At 52.8% G+C, this 17,031-nt stretch carries 15 protein-coding genes and 1 tRNA gene; 8 read left to right on the top strand and 8 right to left on the bottom strand.

The genetic code is table 11. From position 1 onward, the window contains the following. The 4 genes from Q3C19_RS06235 to Q3C19_RS06250 all read right to left on the bottom strand — a co-directional run. Window positions 1–1,162: Y-family DNA polymerase (locus Q3C19_RS06235; RefSeq protein ID WP_302728170.1), on the bottom strand; the 1,162-nt coding region annotated here is incomplete at its 3' end. 14 nt (window positions 1,163–1,176) lie between these two features. Then, on the bottom strand, window positions 1,177–1,617 hold the full coding sequence (locus Q3C19_RS06240) for a LexA family transcriptional regulator (RefSeq protein ID WP_302727986.1): 441 nt from the start codon (window positions 1,615–1,617) through the stop codon (window positions 1,177–1,179). Between the two features lie 100 nt (window positions 1,618–1,717). After that, entirely contained in the window at window positions 1,718–2,122 is a 405-nt protein-coding gene (locus Q3C19_RS06245) for a DUF5053 domain-containing protein (protein WP_302727988.1), read from the bottom strand. A 42-nt stretch (window positions 2,123–2,164) separates the two neighbouring features. Next, the gene (locus tag Q3C19_RS06250; protein ID WP_302727990.1) at window positions 2,165–2,347 is read right to left on the bottom strand and encodes a hypothetical protein; all 183 of its coding nucleotides are present in this window, start codon (window positions 2,345–2,347) and stop codon (window positions 2,165–2,167) included. 302 nt (window positions 2,348–2,649) lie between these two features. Here Q3C19_RS06250 and Q3C19_RS06255 point away from each other — a divergent pair, with 302 nt between their 5' ends. Continuing rightward, window positions 2,650–2,853, top strand: a complete 204-nt coding sequence (locus Q3C19_RS06255; protein WP_302727992.1) for a hypothetical protein — start codon at window positions 2,650–2,652, stop codon at window positions 2,851–2,853. On the opposite strand, the gene Q3C19_RS06260 is transcribed toward Q3C19_RS06255, so the two are convergent. After that, window positions 2,845–4,017, bottom strand: coding sequence for a site-specific integrase (locus Q3C19_RS06260; RefSeq protein WP_302727994.1), 1,173 nt, complete (start codon window positions 4,015–4,017; stop codon window positions 2,845–2,847). The genes Q3C19_RS06255 and Q3C19_RS06260 overlap by 9 nt on opposite strands. A 131-nt stretch (window positions 4,018–4,148) precedes the next feature. Next, window positions 4,149–4,222 (bottom strand) — tRNA-Ala (locus tag Q3C19_RS06265). 113 nt (window positions 4,223–4,335) lie between these two features. On the opposite strand from Q3C19_RS06265, the gene Q3C19_RS06270 reads away from it, so the two are divergent. The 6 genes from Q3C19_RS06270 to Q3C19_RS06295 all read left to right on the top strand — a co-directional run bounded on the left by Q3C19_RS06270 (window position 4,336) and on the right by Q3C19_RS06295 (window position 11,506). Continuing rightward, on the top strand, window positions 4,336–4,638 hold the full coding sequence (locus tag Q3C19_RS06270; RefSeq protein WP_071149054.1) for a DUF4286 family protein: 303 nt from the start codon (window positions 4,336–4,338) through the stop codon (window positions 4,636–4,638). Continuing rightward, the gene (gene ruvC, locus Q3C19_RS06275) at window positions 4,635–5,204 is read left to right on the top strand and encodes a crossover junction endodeoxyribonuclease RuvC (RefSeq protein WP_302727997.1); all 570 of its coding nucleotides are present in this window, start codon (window positions 4,635–4,637) and stop codon (window positions 5,202–5,204) included. Before Q3C19_RS06270 ends, ruvC begins: the two co-directional genes overlap by 4 nt. A gap of 50 nt (window positions 5,205–5,254) precedes the next feature. Continuing rightward, a complete protein-coding gene (pulA, locus tag Q3C19_RS06280; RefSeq protein WP_277121910.1) occupies window positions 5,255–7,252 on the top strand; it encodes a type I pullulanase in 1,998 nt (665 codons plus the stop codon). A 14-nt stretch (window positions 7,253–7,266) separates the two neighbouring features. Further along, the gene (locus tag Q3C19_RS06285) at window positions 7,267–8,718 is read left to right on the top strand and encodes an ATP-binding cassette domain-containing protein (protein WP_277121877.1); all 1,452 of its coding nucleotides are present in this window, start codon (window positions 7,267–7,269) and stop codon (window positions 8,716–8,718) included. 166 nt (window positions 8,719–8,884) lie between these two features. Next, window positions 8,885–10,798, top strand: a complete 1,914-nt coding sequence (locus Q3C19_RS06290; RefSeq protein WP_277121878.1) for an LTA synthase family protein — start codon at window positions 8,885–8,887, stop codon at window positions 10,796–10,798. 39 nt (window positions 10,799–10,837) lie between these two features. Then, the gene (locus tag Q3C19_RS06295; protein ID WP_288911493.1) at window positions 10,838–11,506 is read left to right on the top strand and encodes a phosphatase PAP2 family protein; all 669 of its coding nucleotides are present in this window, start codon (window positions 10,838–10,840) and stop codon (window positions 11,504–11,506) included. Window positions 11,507–11,521: 15 nt separating this feature from the next. On the opposite strand, the gene Q3C19_RS06300 is transcribed toward Q3C19_RS06295, so the two are convergent. Both Q3C19_RS06300 and Q3C19_RS06305 read right to left on the bottom strand, forming a co-directional pair. Beyond that, entirely contained in the window at window positions 11,522–14,041 is a 2,520-nt protein-coding gene (locus tag Q3C19_RS06300; protein WP_302728003.1) for a carboxypeptidase regulatory-like domain-containing protein, read from the bottom strand. 323 nt (window positions 14,042–14,364) lie between these two features. Next, window positions 14,365–15,234: a GLPGLI family protein gene (locus Q3C19_RS06305; RefSeq protein WP_302728005.1), complete on the bottom strand. Its 870-nt coding sequence runs from the start codon at window positions 15,232–15,234 to the stop codon at window positions 14,365–14,367. Between the two features lie 235 nt (window positions 15,235–15,469). Between Q3C19_RS06305 and Q3C19_RS06310 the strand changes: the two genes are divergently transcribed. After that, entirely contained in the window at window positions 15,470–16,996 is a 1,527-nt protein-coding gene (locus Q3C19_RS06310; RefSeq protein WP_302728007.1) for a sensor histidine kinase KdpD, read from the top strand. Window positions 16,997–17,031 lie beyond the last annotated feature (35 nt).

The raw sequence follows: 17,031 nt of genomic DNA on the forward strand, positions 1-17,031 counted from the left end.
GCTTCCAGCCAGTACCCTGACCTTGGACAGCCAACTTGACGGAATGTCCATGCTTTCCGTTGATACTGTCAATGGCATTCATTAACCGTTCCCGCTTGTCTCGATCCACGGTGTCGAACAGGTTATGCTGGACATTGTACGTGATTTCCGTGATGATCACTCCTGCCTTTTTGTATTGGTATCCAGTCCTGAAGATGCTTCGCAATCCTGACAAGGCGTAGTGAACAATCTTCAGCGTATCGTCTGTGGGCACCGGCAGATTGACCGATACGCTTTTCCAGTATTGCGGAAGGTCTTCCCGGAAGCGGTTAGTTATAATGAACACAAGAAGCGACACGGCATAGCCATTCTGCTCACGTAACTTCTTGGCACACGTAGAGGCAAATGTCGACACAGCTTCATCCATTTGCTCAATGTTTTCAATCATCTGACCAAAGCTGCGTGAGGTGCAGATTTGTTTCCGTGGGGTGATGTTCTCAGTGATGCAGGGTATTCCGCGCAGTTCTTTCCATGTACGTTCACCTACTACTGTCATGTACTTGCGCACCCATGATCCAGGAAGTTGGGTGAAATCATAGGCCGTCTTTACACCTTCTTTCTCCAGCTTAGCAGCCTGTCGCCGACCAATTCCCCAGACATCGCCTATTTCAAATAAACGCAGGGCCTTCTCCCGCTTCTCTTCCGTGTCAATACAGCAGACTCGCTTGTATGCCGGGTATTTCTTTGCAAACTTGTTGGCCATCTTTGCCAATGTTCGAGTGGGGGCTATGCCCAGACTGACGGGGATGCCTGTACCTTTATATACCTTGTTGACGATATCTGTTCCCAAGCTATGATAGTTCGTAATGCCGTCCAAGTTCACGAATGCTTCGTCAATGGAATAGACTTCGATTTCCGGTACCAGAGAGGAGAGGATGGACATGACCCGAGAGGACATATCTCCGTATAACGTATAGTTGGACGAAAAGACTGTAATGCCGTGCTTCTCTACCAGTTCTTTTATCTGAAATGCCGGTGCGCCCATCGGAATACCAAGTACTTTCGCTTCATTGGAGCGGGCGATGACACATCCGTCGTTGTTGCTCAATACAACTACAGGCCGGCCATTCAGCGATGGGTTGAACACCCGTTCGCAAGAGGCATAGAAGTTATTACAGTCCATCAGGCCGAACATGGTTACCTCCTCCTTCTGCGGTTTTTCTTTATAGTATAGGTCACGATACCCCAAACCATGAAATCATTGTCGGCTGTCACCTTGATACGTGGGTAATCAGGATTTGACGGTACAAGCCAGACGGTATCTTTCTCGATGGATACACGTTTGACTGTGAAGTCACCGTCGACATAGCACACGGCCAAGTCGCCCTCAATCAGCTCCAACGACTTATCGATGACGAGGATGTCTCCTTCTTCGATGCCTTCGTCCTTCATGCTGTCACCGACTACACGACCGTAGAACGTGCTTGAGGGATGCTTTATCAACTCCTTATTCAGATCAATGGCCTGCTCCATGTAGTCCTGGGCAGGTGAAGGGAAGCCAGCACGGATACCCTCGTCAGCGTAAGGTAACGGTAGGGTAGTGGACAAGTCCACAAGATGTATTTCGATATTCTTCATGGCGACAAATGTAGGAATAAAGGCCGATATGCTGATACTCTTTATACAAAAAATCCCCGCAGCGGCTCATGCTGCGGGGAAGATGTCAAATAACAAAGTATCAATGAGAGATACTGAGTGAGCCTATTTTTTTGGATATGTCTTGCAAAGCATTATTGAACGTTGCTAATTCTTCTTCGGTGAATCGGGCTGGTTTACCGTTGACAATATTCCCGTTTAACCTTTGGTACAGCCATGAGCGACTTCTATTGAAATATTTTTTTGCTAGGTAGCTCAGAGACACAATCTCCGCAACCTCCTGTAGTTGTAATTTGATGGCATTTTCTTCCATGGAATCTATTTTCTTGTCAACCTCCTGCAATCGATCAGAAACAAATTCAGATATTACCTTTTTATCGTCATTGGAAGTATACCGTGTGGCAATGTCTTTCATCCGGTCGTAAAACTCGGGGGAATCAGTCCCAAGCAACGGCTTTAATGCCTGTAGTTCATCTTTTAGTGTCATACATATATTTTTTTGTACCCTCTCCGAAGAGAGGGCTTGTTTTTACTTCTTTTTTTCTAACTCTTCCAAGATCTTGTCGATGGTTAGGAGCCTGTCTAATCTTTTATCAATCTCTTTTTCCTGATTGGTTCCTGTTACCTCGGCAATAAACCTTAGCTGATCCAGTTCTTTTTTCAGAAATGCTCTTTGTATAAGCAGGTCTTTTTTAATTTGTTCATTACTCATATTTCTTTGTTATTTGACACAACAAAGATAATAATCTTTTGGTTATTATCAAAAAATAATCGAGAATATTTCGTACTCCGGCGTAATTTTACCATCTTTGTATTGCGTTACTTACTAATTTGCGTCAGAGATAATCTGACCGTTGGGCTACTGGTGATGGGTGTTGCCAGTAGCTTCTTCATATGCGGTCCCGACCCCCGTGATGTATGCTTAATGGCTACACTGTATCTGACGCAAATAGGTATGTAACGCAACGGGAAAGCGGGACCGTTCTTGTTTCTCGCTACTCAAACATTTCAGATATGGCTAAAAAACAATCCGCGCCAACGCTCACTAAGGCTTTTGTAGGCTATGGTCATTACCGGCTTACGGTCGCATTTCCGGAGGGGGAGAAGTCGGCAATTTCGGGAGATATGGACCTTATTGAACGTTTAAATTCTGAGGTAGAAAAGGAGAGGGAAGAGGCTATCAAAGAAGCGATAGCCTTTGTCCAAACATCAGCGTAAGTTATCCAATATTTTGCGGATTGCTTCGTCCGCATGCTTTCTCATTATTTTAACGTAGTTGAATATCGGCCTATTTGCCTTCATGCTTTGGCCGATACAATATTCGAGTGTTTCAAGGGGTATCCCAAGCTCAAATCCATGCTGTACGAAGCTTTTCCTTGCTGAATAATATACTACATGCTTTTCAATTCCAATCCTATCTGCGAGTCGTATAATCTCTTTAGTGACATATTTCCTAAAGTTGTCATAAGATAGCTTATATCCGAAATTTAGCTTACCATTCTTACCCATCCATTTTTTTATTATTGGCTTAGCTTCATCCGGGATAGTGAAGCTAATCTTTTTGTCACCCTTTTTGGTATTCTTTGATTTCTCACGTATATACTCTATCGTGTCTTTCCCTTTAAAATTGATCTGCATTAAATCGATCAGGTTGATTCCACCCAGGTAATAGGATAACATGAAAAGGTCACGGGCCATACAAAGCGATTTCTCTGTAACCTCTGCATCTCTGATCAGACGTACTTCATCAACGCTGATATCCAATTCCCGAACGGAGCAATCTGGTTTTTCATAAAATTCGAATGGATGAGCTTCATATGATACTTTCCTATATTTTATAGCATAATTAATGATTGCTTTTAGATGTGCCATGTGTGTACCTCTTGTCGCCGGACTGAAATTGCGTTGTTTAAGGTATAAGTCGAAGTCTTTGATGGTACGTGGTGTGATTCCCTCAAGCATTGAGTCATGTCCTACACTATCCAGGAAGTAATCGGTAGTTTTCTGGTACAGTTGTGCTGTACTCTTTCTGCCTTCTTTAATCATCCCACCAATATATTCGTTGGCAATGTCTGTAAAAGGACAAGTACCTTCTCTATAATTAGAGAGGTATTCTGCGATTTGGGAGCATGTATAGGAATTGGTGTTTATCTTATCTAATGCTTCTTGATAAGTATTAAGTAGGTTTCTCAGCTTCATATTAATATGTGAAGCGTAAGGAGCATCTACAATTTGTCCGTCTCTAAACTGAGAAGGAGAATCAATAACGAAACGAGTAACAAGATATCTTGTTTCTTGTTTATGTCCTATTGCAATTCTGATTTTATGTTTTCCGCTTTTCAGCACCTTGGCCGGAACAACGGCTAATTTGAGAGTTGTCATAATTGTTTTGGATTCGTTTTCGACAAGTTCTTAATGTCAAAAATGGCATTAATTGTCTTTTTTTTAATCCAAAACGAATTGAAGAAGTTTTGGAAGTGCCTCTGTAGCACTGTAAGAGCGATTTTGAGAAGTGGAGCATAGCGGACTCGAACCGCTCACCTCGACACTGCCAGTGTCGCGCTCTAGCCAGATGAGCTAATACCCCAATTTAAGCGTCATTGAAACGTTTGCGGAACGTTTTCTTGTTTTGACGGCGCAAATATAATGCATAATTCTGAAATAATTGCTATGTTTGCGGAGAAAAATAAGAAAAAAGTTATGCTGGTCTATAATACAACCTATCATGTGGAAGACGGGCAGGAGAAATATTTCCTGATTTGGATGCAGGAATACTACTTGCCCGAAGTGGAGAAAACAGGGATATTGCGCTCACCGCGTATTACTCGCATCTTGAGCCATCGCGAAGAAGGCAACTGCTATTCTGTGCAGTTCGAGGTAGAAGATTCTGCCAGTCTGCACCGCTGGCACACCGAACAGGGCGTGAAACTGAATGAGGAGATGATGAAGCTATTCAAAGACAAAGTAGTGGGCTTCCCTACACTGATGGAGGTAATCGTGTGATACAGCCGGTAAAGGAAAAAGTCATTCTGGGCATCGACCCGGGAACTACCATCATGGGATATGGCGTTTTGCGGGTGACGGGTGTCAAGCCCGAGATGATAGCGATGGGCATCATTGACCTGCGTAAGTTTGGCGACCACTACCTGAAATTGCGGCATATCCACGAACGGGTGTTGAGCATCATCGAGAGCTATCTGCCCGACGAAGTGGCCATCGAAGCACCTTTTTTCGGTAAGAACGTGCAGTCCATGCTGAAACTGGGACGGGCACAGGGAGTAGCCATGGCGGCAGCATTGAGTCGCGACATCCCGATTACGGAATATGCCCCGCTGAAGATAAAGATGGCTATCACGGGCAACGGGCAGGCTTCGAAAGAGCAGGTGGCCGATATGTTGCAGCGCATGTTGCACTTCAGTAAGGCCGATATGCCTACCTTTATGGATGCTACCGATGCTCTGGCAGCCGCCTATTGCCACTACCTGCAGATGGGGCGTCCGGCAGTGGAGAAAAGCTATCGTGGATGGAAAGACTTCATCGCCAAGAATCCCGACAAGGTAAAAGGATAGACAGGAACAAATGGACGAAATTATTGAAACAATAAAATAATAACAGTATGGTGAAGCTGAACGATTTGGTAATCATTGGAGTAGCGGCGGCCACAGTTGTCAGTTGTGCTCCGGCAAAGAATGAATACACTTCTTTTGAACTTTATCCGGTACGTTCCGGCAGTCTGACCGAGATGGAGTATGCGCCCGAAGCAACTCAGTTTACGCTGTGGGCACCCACAGCCGACGAAGTACGCCTGATGCTTTACGAGGCAGGCGAAGGTGGACATGCCTACGAGACCGTCAGCATGGAACGGGCCGAGGAAGGTACCTGGAAGACAAAAGTAGAAAAAGACCTGAAAGGGAAATTCTACACCTTCAACGTGAAGATAGACGGAAAGTGGCAAGGCGATACTCCCGGTATCAACGCCAAGGCAGTAGGAGTGAACGGCAAGCGTGCTGCCATCATCGACTTGCGCGAGACCGATCCCGAAGGATGGGCCGAGGACAAGCGTCCGCCGCTGGCAAGTCCTGCTGACATTATCATTTATGAAGTGCATCACCGCGACTTCTCCGTACATCCTTCATCGGGCATCGAGCATAAGGGCAAGTTCCTGGCCATGACCGAGACCGGTACGAAGAACTCCGGCGGAATGGCTACCGGCATCGACCACCTGAAGGAGCTGGGTGTGACGCACGTGCATATCCTGCCTTCGTATGACTATGCTTCGGTCGATGAGACCCGTCTGGATGAAAACAAATACAACTGGGGCTACGACCCATTGAACTACAATGTGCCCGAAGGCTCTTATTCTATCGATCCCTATCGTCCGGAAGTCCGTATCCGCGAGTTCAAGCAGATGGTGCAGGCTTTGCACAAGGCAGGCATCCGCGTAGTGCTTGATGTTGTTTATAACCATACGTTCAACACAGCCGAAAGCAATTTCGAACGTACCGTGCCCGGTTACTTCTATCGTCAGCGGCCTGATGGTACACTGGCCGACGCTTCGGCTTGTGGCAACGAGACGGCAAGCAACCGCCCCATGATGCGCAAGTACATGATCGAGTCAGTGCTCTACTGGATCAACGAATATCACATCGACGGTTTCCGTTTCGATCTGATGGGCATTCACGACATCGAAACGATGAACGAAATACGTAAGGCCGCTTCGGCTATCGATCCTACCATATTTATATATGGTGAAGGTTGGGCTGCTTCGGCACCGCAGATGCCCGAAGATTCGCTGGCCATGAAAGCCAACACTTACAAGATGCCTGGCATCGCCGCTTTCTCCGACGAGATGCGTGATGCTCTCCGAGGACCTTTCAACAACAACGAGCAAGGCGCATTTCTGGCCGGACTGCCGGGTGGAGAAGAAAGCATCAAGTTTGGCATTGCAGGTGCTGTAAAGCATCCGCAGATTAACAACGACTCGGTGAATTACAGCAAGGCTCCCTGGGCCGGACAGCCTACGCAGATGATCAGCTACGTGTCGTGTCACGACGATATGTGTCTGGTAGACCGCCTGAAGGCAAGTGTACCCGGCATCACGCCTGAAGAACTGGTACGCTTAGACAAGCTGGCACAGACGGCTGTGTTCACCTCGCAGGGCGTCCCCTTCATCTATGCCGGTGAAGAAGTGATGCGCGACAAGAAAGGCGTGCACAACAGCTATCAGAGTCCGGACTCCATCAACGCTATCGACTGGGATCGCAAGACGCTCAATGCCGACGCATTTGCCTACTACAAGGGGCTGATACAGTTGCGCCGCAATCATCCGGCCTTCCGTCTGGGCGATGCCGAACTGGTAAGAAAGCATCTGGAGTTCCTGCCTGTCGAAGGTACGAACCTCGTGGCTTACCGCTTGAAGGATCACGCTGGAGGCGATACATGGAAAGACATCATCGTAGTGCTGAATGCCCGCCGCGAGTCAGCCTCCCTGTCGGTACCCGAAGGCAAATATACAGTTGTTTGTCAGAACGGTTTAGTCAACGAAAAAGGGTTGGCGACAGTCTATGGCCCCTCGCTGACGGTAGCGCCGCAGTCGGCCATGATCATATATCAGTAATTTATTTCTATAATATGCCACATTATACAATACATGTAGCGGGGGGCGTCGTACGCAACCCGCTTGTGCGTTTGGCCCGTCCCGTTTCACTCGATTTCATGGACGGGGAGCACATCGCCATTGTCGGCCCCAACGGAGCCGGTAAGAGTCTGCTGGTCGATATGCTGACAGGCAAATATCCTTTGTACGAAGGTGAATTGTCTTACGACTTTTCTCCTTCGGCTTCGAAAGCGGTTTATGATAATATCAAATACATAGCCTTTCGCGACACGTACGGGTCGGCCGACGCCAACTATTACTACCAGCAACGTTGGAATGCACACGATCAGGACGATGCCCCCGTGGTACGCGACCTGTTGGGGACGATCAAGGATGATGCCCTGAAGCAACAGCTATTCGACCTGTTCCGCATCGAACCAATGCTGGAAAAGAAAATCATCCTGCTTTCCAGCGGAGAGTTGCGCAAGTTCCAGCTGACCAAGACGCTGCTGACTTCGCCCCGCATCCTTATTATGGACAATCCTTTCATCGGCCTCGATGCGGCGACACGCGATCTGCTGTTCCATCTGTTGGACGAACTGACGCGGCTTGCTTCGTTGCAGATTGTGCTGGTACTCTCGATGCTCGACGACATCCCATCGTTCATCACCCATGTAGTGCCCGTCAGCAACCGGACGGTTGGTCCCAAGATGACGCGCGAGGAGTATCTGAAGGCCTTCCGCGAGCAGGACACAGCCCACTCGTTCGACGAACTGCAACAACGCATCCTGAACTATCCCTACGAACACGCCAACTACGATTCCGCCGAGGTAGTCCGGCTGAACAAGGTAAGCATCCGTTATGGCGACCGTACTATCCTGAAGGACCTTGACTGGACCGTTATGCGCGGCCAGAAGTGGGCACTGAGTGGCGAAAATGGTGCGGGAAAGTCGACCCTGCTCAGTCTGGTGTGCGCCGATAATCCCCAGTCGTATGCCTGCGATATCAGCCTGTTCGGACGCAAGCGCGGTTCGGGCGAGAGCATCTGGGAGATAAAGAAACACATCGGCTACGTCAGCCCCGAGATGCACCGCGCTTATCTGAAGAACCTGCCTGCCATCGAGATTGTGGCTTCGGGTCTGCACGACAGCATCGGACTGTACAAGCGTCCCAAGGAAGAACAGATGTCGGTATGCGAGTGGTGGATGGACATATTCGGCATTGCCGCCCTGAAGGACCGTCCGTTCCTGCAGCTGTCCAGTGGCGAACAACGGCTGGCCTTGCTGGCACGTGCTTTTGTGAAGGACCCGGAACTGCTGATTCTTGACGAGCCATTGCATGGGCTGGATACCTACAACCGCCGGCGGGTGAAGAAGGTGATCGAAGCCTTCTGCCAGCGACGCGACAAGACGCTGATCATGGTTACTCACTACGAAAACGAGCTACCTGCCACGATAACCCATCGTCTGCATCTGGAACGCCATTAAGGCGGATGCCGACCCTTTCTGATGTCCCTGTATGCTGGTCTGTATTGCTCCAGATGCAGGGCATTTTTCGTTTTTCTTTCAGCATCATGACCGGAAATAGAAATAAAAAGCCTATTTTTGTCCGGAATATCAGATTCTTAGATAAAAAGTAGCTAGAAAAGACACCATGAAAGAAAGACTCATTGCATTCCTCAAGACATATCTTCTGTTCGTCTGTATCTTCGTTGTGCAGAAGCCGTTGTTCATGCTCTGCTATCATTCGCTGTATGCCGATGCCTCGTGGAAGGACTGGCTGCAGGTGATGTGGCACGGCCTTCCGCTCGACCTGTCGCTGGCAGGATACTTGACGCTGATTCCCGGGCTGCTGGCCATTGTGACCGTATGGACACTGTCGGGAGCTTTGCACCGCATCTGGAAGGGGTATTTCCTGTTCATATCCATATTGCTTTCCGTTATTTTCGTGGTCGACCTTGCTTTATACGGCTACTGGGGCTTCCGTCTTGATGCTACTCCGCTGTTTTACTTCTTTTCCTCGCCTAAGGAGGCGATGGCTAGTGTCAGTGTGTGGTTTGTGTTGGGCGGATTACTCGTCATGGCGGTGTATGCCATGTTGCTGTACTGGCTTTTCCGTGTGTTGCTGATAGGGAAGAAGTACCGCCAGATGAAGCTGCCTTACCATCGTCTGGGCATGTCGTTCCTGCTGCTTCTGCTGACGGGATTGCTGTTTATCCCTATCCGTGGAGGTTTTACGGTGTCGACGATGAACACCGGTAAGGTTTATTTCAGTACCAATATCCTGCTGAACCATGCTGCTACCAACCCGGCCTTCAGCCTGATGGAGTCATTATCCAAACAGAAAGACTTTGCCAGTCAGTATCGCTTTATGGAGCCGGACGAGGCCGACCGACTGTTTGCCACCCTGATTGACCCGGCTGTCGAAGGAGCCGCACAACCTGCCGATTCGCTGCGTGCCCTGGCCACCGATTCGCTGACAATGGCCGACCGCACCCTGTTCAATACACAGCGGCCCGACGTGTGCATCGTGATTCTGGAAGGCTTCTCTTCACGGCTGATGACTACACTGGGCGGCGCACCCGACATTGCGGTGCAGATGGATAGCCTGACCCGCGAAGGTGTGCTGTTCACCAACTTCTATGCCAACAGCTTTCGTACCGACCGCGGACTTGTATCGATACTGAGCGGTTATCCGGCACAGCCCACGACAAGCATCATGAAATATCCGCGTAAGACGCAGAACCTGCCTGCCATAGCCGGTAGCCTGAAGAAGGCAGGCTACAGTGCCAAGTACTACTATGGTGGCGATGCCGACTTCACCAACATGCGTTCGTACCTGATGTCGTCGGGCTTCGAAGATATTGTAGCCGACAAGGACTTCCCCGTTGCCGACCGTCTGAGCAAGTGGGGCGTGCACGACCATCTGGTGTTCCGCCGTCTGCTGGACGAACTGAAGGAAGAGGCTGCCACCCTTCCTGCCCCCGACGGACAGAAGCAGCCTGCCTACCGCGTCATTCAGACCTCCAGCAGTCACGAGCCCTTCGAAGTGCCCTACCGCCGTCTGGAGAACGACGCCATGAACTCGTTTGCCTACACCGACAGTTGCGTGGGCGACTTCATAAGGCAATACCGTGAGTTGCCCCAGTGGAAAAACACCGTCGTACTGCTTGTCCCCGATCACCTGGGAGCTACGCCCGAACCTGTGAACAACTTCATGATAGAACGTTACCAGATACCGTTGCTGATGGTGGGCGGTGCCATCGAGAAGCCGCGTCGCATCGATGTCTACGGTTCGCAGCAGGACATTGCCGCAACGCTGCTGGCACAACTGGGCTTGCCGCACGGCGAATTTGTGTTCAGCAAGGACCTGATGAACCCGGCATCGCCCCATTTCGCCTTCTTCACCGTGCCCGATGCCTTCGGTGTGGCTACAGCCGACAACCATTTGATATTCGACAACCAGTCGGGCAAGGTCGTTCTTGACGAAGGAGAGCACAAAGGCGCCAATCTGCGTGCAGGCGAGGCCTATCTGCAGAAGTTGTACGACGACCTGGCAACCCGATAAATCACTGAACCGATAACCCTAAACAACAGAACCCGAGAGATGATGTTAATTGACTTTTTGTCGGTCCTGTCCGATGCGGACACCGATTTGCTGCTGGCCATCAACGGATGGCGTGCGGAGTGGGCCGATTACTTTATGTATGCCTTTAGCGGCAAGTTGGTGTGGATTCCCATGTATGCCGCCATATTGTATGTGATATTCCGTAACCTGGGATGGAAGATGGCACTGGGTTGCATCGTCACGGTAGCGTTGACTATCACCTTTGCCGACCAGGTATGCGCCACCCTGATTCGTCCGGTGGCCTGCCGTCTTCGCCCGGCCAATCTGGAGAACCCCATTTCGGACCTGGTGCAGATTGTGAACGGTTACCGGGGCGGTCGCTACGGTTTCCCCTCCTGCCACGCCGCCAACACGTTCGGACTGGCTTTCTTCGTCTTCTACATATTCCGCAACCGCCTGCTCACGGCGTTCATCATGTTTTGGGCGCTGCTGACCTGCTACTCGCGTTCGTACCTGGGCGTTCACTACCCCGGCGACCTGCTGGCAGGTGCTCTGGTAGGCTTTGTCGGAGCCAGCCTGTGCTATTGGCTGTTTGTCAAGCTCGGCAAGTATCGGCGGAAGGAGTTCCGCGAGACGTGGGTTCCGATAGCGGTGGGCGGCATTACGATAGGGTGCATACTGGTCTATGCCTTGGTGAAGAGCTGTTGACCGGAACTTCCCGTATCAGAACTGGTAGCTGACTTTCGCCATCCCCTCCCGCGGGCGTATGTTCAGCCAGTAGGTATAGCTTTGTGTAGCTGTGTAGTTTGTGTAGGCATACGTCCGTTTGTCGAAGAGGTTGCGGACGGATGCCTCGAACCTCCATCGCCCATGCCGGTAGGTCAGGGTAGCATCGGCCAGCAGGGTGGTCTGGTGGTTGCCCCCTCCAAGGTCGTTACGGTAGTGCTCGCCCGAAAGACGCAGATAGACGTCTCCGACGCTCAGGGTCAGATGCAGGCGGTTGACCATATCGAGTAAGGGGCTGAGGCGGGTGTGGTCACCAATCTTGCTGCCGCCGTAGGCAAACGTGCCGTGATACTGCATTTCGAGCGCATCGACGGGAGCCCAGACTATTTTGGGTTCGGCTTTCAGGTAGTCGTAACGGTAGTTTTGCGGCAGGGCGTCGGTGGCGCCGGTGCTGCCGGTGCCGGTGGCGGCGGACAGGGTCAGCTGCTTGCCCGTACTGCGGTTCAGCGACAGTTCCAGTGAGGTTTTCAGGTTCCAGTCGTAGCATCCTTTGGACAGATGGGTGCTGACAGACCATTGCTCGGTGTGGTTGGGCATCGCCTGCCGGAGGTAGAGCAGGGTGTCGGCCGCAATGTATTGGGCGGTCAGGGTACGGCTGTGGCGTTTCGCGTATTGCAGGGACAAGGTGACGAAGAACTCGTGTGCCGTATTCTTGTATTCCCCATACACTTGATAGTTCTGGCTGAGGCTGACCGGCAGTAGCCCGTTGGTGCAGTGCAGCGTGCGGTAATCGGTGCGGTACAGGTACGGGTACAGGTCGGACGTGCTGCCTGCCGAGCGGTTGATGTAGGCCAGTGTCGAGAATTTCCAGTGATAGTCCGGCCGATAGCTGGCGTACAGGGTGGGCTGGAACAGCAGGTGGGGCCGGCTTTGCGCGAAGTAGTGCTTCAGTCCGACGGGCAGCGAGAGGGAGACCCTCCACGGATCGCGGTCGAGCAGGAAAGAGGTGAGCAGCCGCAACGCCAGTGAGCCGGCCGCGAATCCGTTGTCGCGTGTCCATTCCCCTTCTATGCCGGCCTGATGCTGGCGGGTAAGGCCGTTCCGCTTGTGCAGGTAGCTGACCTGGTTGTCGGTACGGAACGCCTGCTGACGATAGTCGTCGGTTCCGGCCGGAAGTTGCAGGCGCGAGGGCATCCAGGCATAACGGGTGGTGGAAGTGACCTCCCACGTGTGCTGGTCGGCATTGCGAATCAGGCTGAAGAGGTTGGCGGCCTGCAGCGAACCGGTGTTCAGGGTCTGTTGCAGTTCCGCCGAGCGGCTCCGTCCGGCGTTGGCTTGCAGCGTGAGGCGGTTGCTGAGGTAGTGCCGCTCGCTGTTGTCCTCGTAGCGGGCTTCGGCAAAGGCGTCGTGTTCCAGCAGGTTATACCGGAATTCCTCGTCCAGTCGCACGGTGTCGCCCGGCTGGTAGTAGAGGCGGACATTGCCCTGCTGCTGCTCCAGCCGGTTTCGGGTGTATCCGGCCTGCAGGCGCAGCGAGCGGTTGTCGTCGTACTTGTACATGCGGTTGGCATTCAGCGTGTGTGTCTGGTTGAAAAGCAGGCGGTGTTCGTCCAGCGGAGCCTGTATGCCGGGCTGGGTCAGGAAGGCTGTCATCGGCGTGTCGGCGCTTGCGTCGGCTGTCTGCACGTCCTGTTCGCGGCTCAGGTCGGTGCCGTTGTTGTTCGTCTTGTAGTTGTAGATGCTCTGCCGCCCTTTGCCTAACTGCAAGGCGTTGAGGCTGCCTTCCCACAACACGTCGGTGCCGCCTCCCAGGCCCGCGGTGACATTCCATATCCACTGGTCGCGCACCTTGGGATCGAGCTTCAGGTTCAGGGCCACTTCCTCGGAGTTGATTTTCCCTTTCAGTGCCTTCACCGACTGATAGTTTTCCATGATTTCGGCCGTCTTCACGGCCCGTGCGTCGAGGTTGTTGTTGATTTGGGCGTATCGTCCGCCGGTGACGTCCATCCCCTCCACGTAGTAATGGTCGATGGGCTTGCCTTTGTACCTTACCTGGCCGTTTTCGTCCACGTCCACGCCGGGCAGACGTTTCAGCACGTCTTTGATGTGCACGTCTTTCGAGGTGGCAAAGCGGGCCAGGTCGTAGCGCACCGTGTCCTTGCGCGTGCTGATGCGCCCCGGCCGTATCTGTACTTCCTTCAGGACGACGGCTTCGGGCACGAGAGCGATGTCCAGCCGGCCGGGGGCGATAACGGTGCGTACTTCCGTGCGGTAGCCCAGCAGCGAAACCGACACCTGCCGGCTGCCCTCATATTTCCAGGGCAGGGCGAAGCGTCCGTCGGCATCGGTCAGACGGTAGTCGGTCAGTAGGTTGCCGCGCGTCACGCTCACCATGACGGCTTCTAACGGCTGGCTGGTTTCGGCATCGGTGATGCGGCCCTCCAGCGTTTGTGCCCGCAGGGCGGTGCATAGGGTCAGAAGAAGCCCCAGGAAAAGTATCGGTAGTTTCTGGTTCATATTCGGGAATTTGATAAATATTTTTCGTTGCTGATGTGGGGAGGAAGTGGAGGCCTTTTACGGGCACTCTGGAAGGGTGTCGGCCTCGGTATACGACCGAGCCCCCCTAAGTATACGACCGAGGGTACCTAAGTATACGACTGAGGGTGCCTCAGTATACGACTGTGATAGATGGAGTGCAACTATCACGTAGTCAGTGCTTTATGATTTGCCTGTCTGCCTTCCTTACCCCCTTGCATCCACACCCTCCGGCAGCCCGTCTTTTGTCGGGATAATTCGCAGCCGGAGGTTGGCGATTGCCGGTGTGGCAGGCGATGTTCGTGCTACTCTCTTTCCAGCGGATTGTAGGGCAGGTTTTTGGGGTTGCTGGTAGGGTTGCCCTGTGAGTCCTTGATGGTAATCTTCACGTTGGGCATGTTGCCGGTGATGAAGCCGACGGGGTCGGCATAGTAGCGTTCGTGTACCTTGTTGTAGGCTTTGCGGTTCATCGGCTCGTAGTCTTTTCCGGCGTACAGGATGGGGCGATAGGCGCGGCACTGTTCGATGCCGGTGCACTCGAAGCGGTAGTGACCCTCGTCGTCCTCGGCCAGCAGTATCAGGCCCGGCAGTCCGCACAGTTTCCAAGGGCCTTCGCTCGAAGCAATGTCGGTGGTGTACCAGGCCGTCCAGTTGCGCCCCTTGAAGCGGCAGGTGGCCTTGCGGCACCCGAAGGACAACACCCGCATCGTGTCGGCCGACAGTTCCCACTGCGGACGCTCCTCGTCCTCTTCGCAACGCAGGCGGCTGATGCCTCCCGCCACTTCGTCGAGGGTCGTCACCTTTCCGTCGGGGAATCGCTTGAAGGTCTGTTCGCTCAGCCGGCTTTTCCCATACCGGCCCAGGTGCTCGTTGATGACCTCTTGCGACGCATGGTTGGCCAGATCGGCGGCCAGCACCGAGTCGCATACGAATTTGGTGTAGCTGTAGAACTTCGAGAGTTTCCGGCCTACTTCCAGCAGGGCTGTTTCGTTGGGGGCTTCGGTCTCGGTGGTGTCGCTGCGGTCTTGCATGTCGTACTGCACGACATAGACGGCCTGGTCGATGGTGTCCTGCCGCAGGCTTTCGCCGGTCGAGATGCGGATGTTGAACTGGGCCGCCACCGGCTGTGCGATGAGGACCGAAAGGAGGGTCAGAAGGAAGAAGGTTGTTTTCATACTGTTTCTTGTTTTAAAGGTTCGTATCATGTTTTCTTTGGGCGGGCAGGTGGCGGAAACGGTTCCTTTTTCCGCCTTGCCCGACACAAAACTATGAAGAAAAGCTGCCGGCACGGAGGAAAGTTATTACTGAAATATTATTCGCCCGAGAATACTCGCCTTGCGCGTACCGCTAATTGGAGCGGATGCGTTACTTTTGCTTCCGGAACTCTAAACGAACCGAACAAGACGAAGAATGGAACAACGGATCAAGATTATATGGATGCTTTCGCTGGCGGCCATGCTGCTGATCATTGCGGGGCAGGGCTACTGGCTGTGGAACCAGTACCGGTATAAGAACGAAGAGTGTGCCGACGAGATGTACCGCCGCGTCATGGATGCGGTGGCCGTGAACGACTCCATCCGCCGGACGATGCCCCGAAAGACGTTCGGAGCTTCGAGTGTGTCGCTCAACACCAGCATATCGCTGAGCTACCGAGACCAGAAAGACAGCCTGAACCCCGCCGGCAGGCAGGAGTACAGGCAGGTGGTCAAAGTAGGTACAGTGGATACCGACGAACTGCTGAAAGCCAGCATCTCGGACCTGATGCCCGACACGGTGCGACTGTCCCGCACGGGCAAAGACAGCATCAGCGTGCGTACCGACAGGCTGAACATGCAGTTTGTCGATTCGTTGGTGTTGAGTAGTGAAGACGGTTACTCCGGCGGGATCGACATTGTCCGTGTGCTGGACCAGTACAAACTGCAGGTTGACGTGCCCTTCACGCTGCAACGCTTCGACTCCATCCTGCAGGCACGGCTCGACGGAATGCCCTTTACCACGCAGCTGACCCATGTGCGCGACACGCTGTACCGCTGCAAGGAGAAGGTGACCCACCTCGGCACGTCGTTGTTCCCCGTGCTGCAGATCGACTATCCCTACAATCCGATGAAGTTCGAACAGGTGCGTGTGCAGGTGCGGATACAGCCTCACGCACTGTTGCTCCGGATGGGATGGCAACTGTTGGGCAGCCTGCTGATGATACTGTTGCTGGCCTGCTGTCTGCTCTTCCAGATCAGGACCATCCTGCGTCAGCGGCGCATCGACGAGATGAGGAAGAACTTTGTCAACACCATGATTCACGAACTGAAACGCCCCGTGCAGACGCTGAAGGCGTGCGTGGCCTTTCTGAGTCATCGGGAGCTGTGTGCCGACCCGCAGGCGATGGAAGAAGTGATACACGACTCACGGGCGGGGCTGGACAACCTGTCCGCCTATTTGCAGAAGCTGCGCGACATGACCCGGGCCGACGACGGGCAGGCGCAACTGACCGTCACTACGTTCCACTTGCGCGAAGCGGTGGATAACCTGGTACTCCTGCAACAGTCGGCAACGGACAAGCAGACCAGCTTCGAAGTCCGTATCGACCCTTCGCTGGCGGTACGGGCCGACCGGTTACACTTCTCGAACATCATTAGCAACCTGCTGGAGAATGCGGTGAAGTATTCGGGCGATGCGGTTCATATCGTTATCGAAGCGGCGGTGACCGATGCCCGGCTCACGTTGAGCGTAGCCGACAACGGCATAGGCATTCCTCTTGCCGAGCAGGCCCGTGTGTTCGACAAGTTTTATCGCAGTGCCAGCCTGCCCGACCCTGCCGTGCCCGGTATCGGCTTGGGACTGAGTTACGTAAAGCTGCTGACCGAGGCACACCGCGGCACCGTCACGCTGCGGAGCCGCCCGGGACGGGGGACGACGGTGACCGTCAGCATCCCGCAATGAACAATGAGTGAAAACAAGAATAACAGATTCTAAAA

The organism is Bacteroides sp. ET489 (assembly GCF_030518095.1).
In the GTDB taxonomy this organism is placed as follows: domain Bacteria; phylum Bacteroidota; class Bacteroidia; order Bacteroidales; family Bacteroidaceae; genus Bacteroides; species Bacteroides ndongoniae.

What these genes read in the sequence shown, in the direction of transcription:
- Q3C19_RS06240 (WP_302727986.1), bottom strand. Translation starts at nt 1,617, where the DNA reads ATGAAGAATATCGAAATACATCTTGTGGACTTGTCCACTACCCTACCG.
- Q3C19_RS06245 (WP_302727988.1), bottom strand. Translation starts at nt 2,122, where the DNA reads ATGACACTAAAAGATGAACTACAGGCATTAAAGCCGTTGCTTGGGACT.
- Q3C19_RS06250 (WP_302727990.1), bottom strand. Translation starts at nt 2,347, where the DNA reads ATGAGTAATGAACAAATTAAAAAAGACCTGCTTATACAAAGAGCATTT.
- Q3C19_RS06255 (WP_302727992.1), top strand. Translation starts at nt 2,650, where the DNA reads ATGGCTAAAAAACAATCCGCGCCAACGCTCACTAAGGCTTTTGTAGGC.
- Q3C19_RS06260 (WP_302727994.1), bottom strand. Translation starts at nt 4,017, where the DNA reads ATGACAACTCTCAAATTAGCCGTTGTTCCGGCCAAGGTGCTGAAAAGC.
- Q3C19_RS06270 (WP_071149054.1), top strand. Translation starts at nt 4,336, where the DNA reads ATGCTGGTCTATAATACAACCTATCATGTGGAAGACGGGCAGGAGAAA.
- Q3C19_RS06285 (WP_277121877.1), top strand. Translation starts at nt 7,267, where the DNA reads ATGCCACATTATACAATACATGTAGCGGGGGGCGTCGTACGCAACCCG.
- Q3C19_RS06290 (WP_277121878.1), top strand. Translation starts at nt 8,885, where the DNA reads ATGAAAGAAAGACTCATTGCATTCCTCAAGACATATCTTCTGTTCGTC.
- Q3C19_RS06295 (WP_288911493.1), top strand. Translation starts at nt 10,838, where the DNA reads ATGATGTTAATTGACTTTTTGTCGGTCCTGTCCGATGCGGACACCGAT.
- Q3C19_RS06300 (WP_302728003.1), bottom strand. Translation starts at nt 14,041, where the DNA reads ATGAACCAGAAACTACCGATACTTTTCCTGGGGCTTCTTCTGACCCTA.
- Q3C19_RS06305 (WP_302728005.1), bottom strand. Translation starts at nt 15,234, where the DNA reads ATGAAAACAACCTTCTTCCTTCTGACCCTCCTTTCGGTCCTCATCGCA.
- Q3C19_RS06310 (WP_302728007.1), top strand. Translation starts at nt 15,470, where the DNA reads ATGGAACAACGGATCAAGATTATATGGATGCTTTCGCTGGCGGCCATG.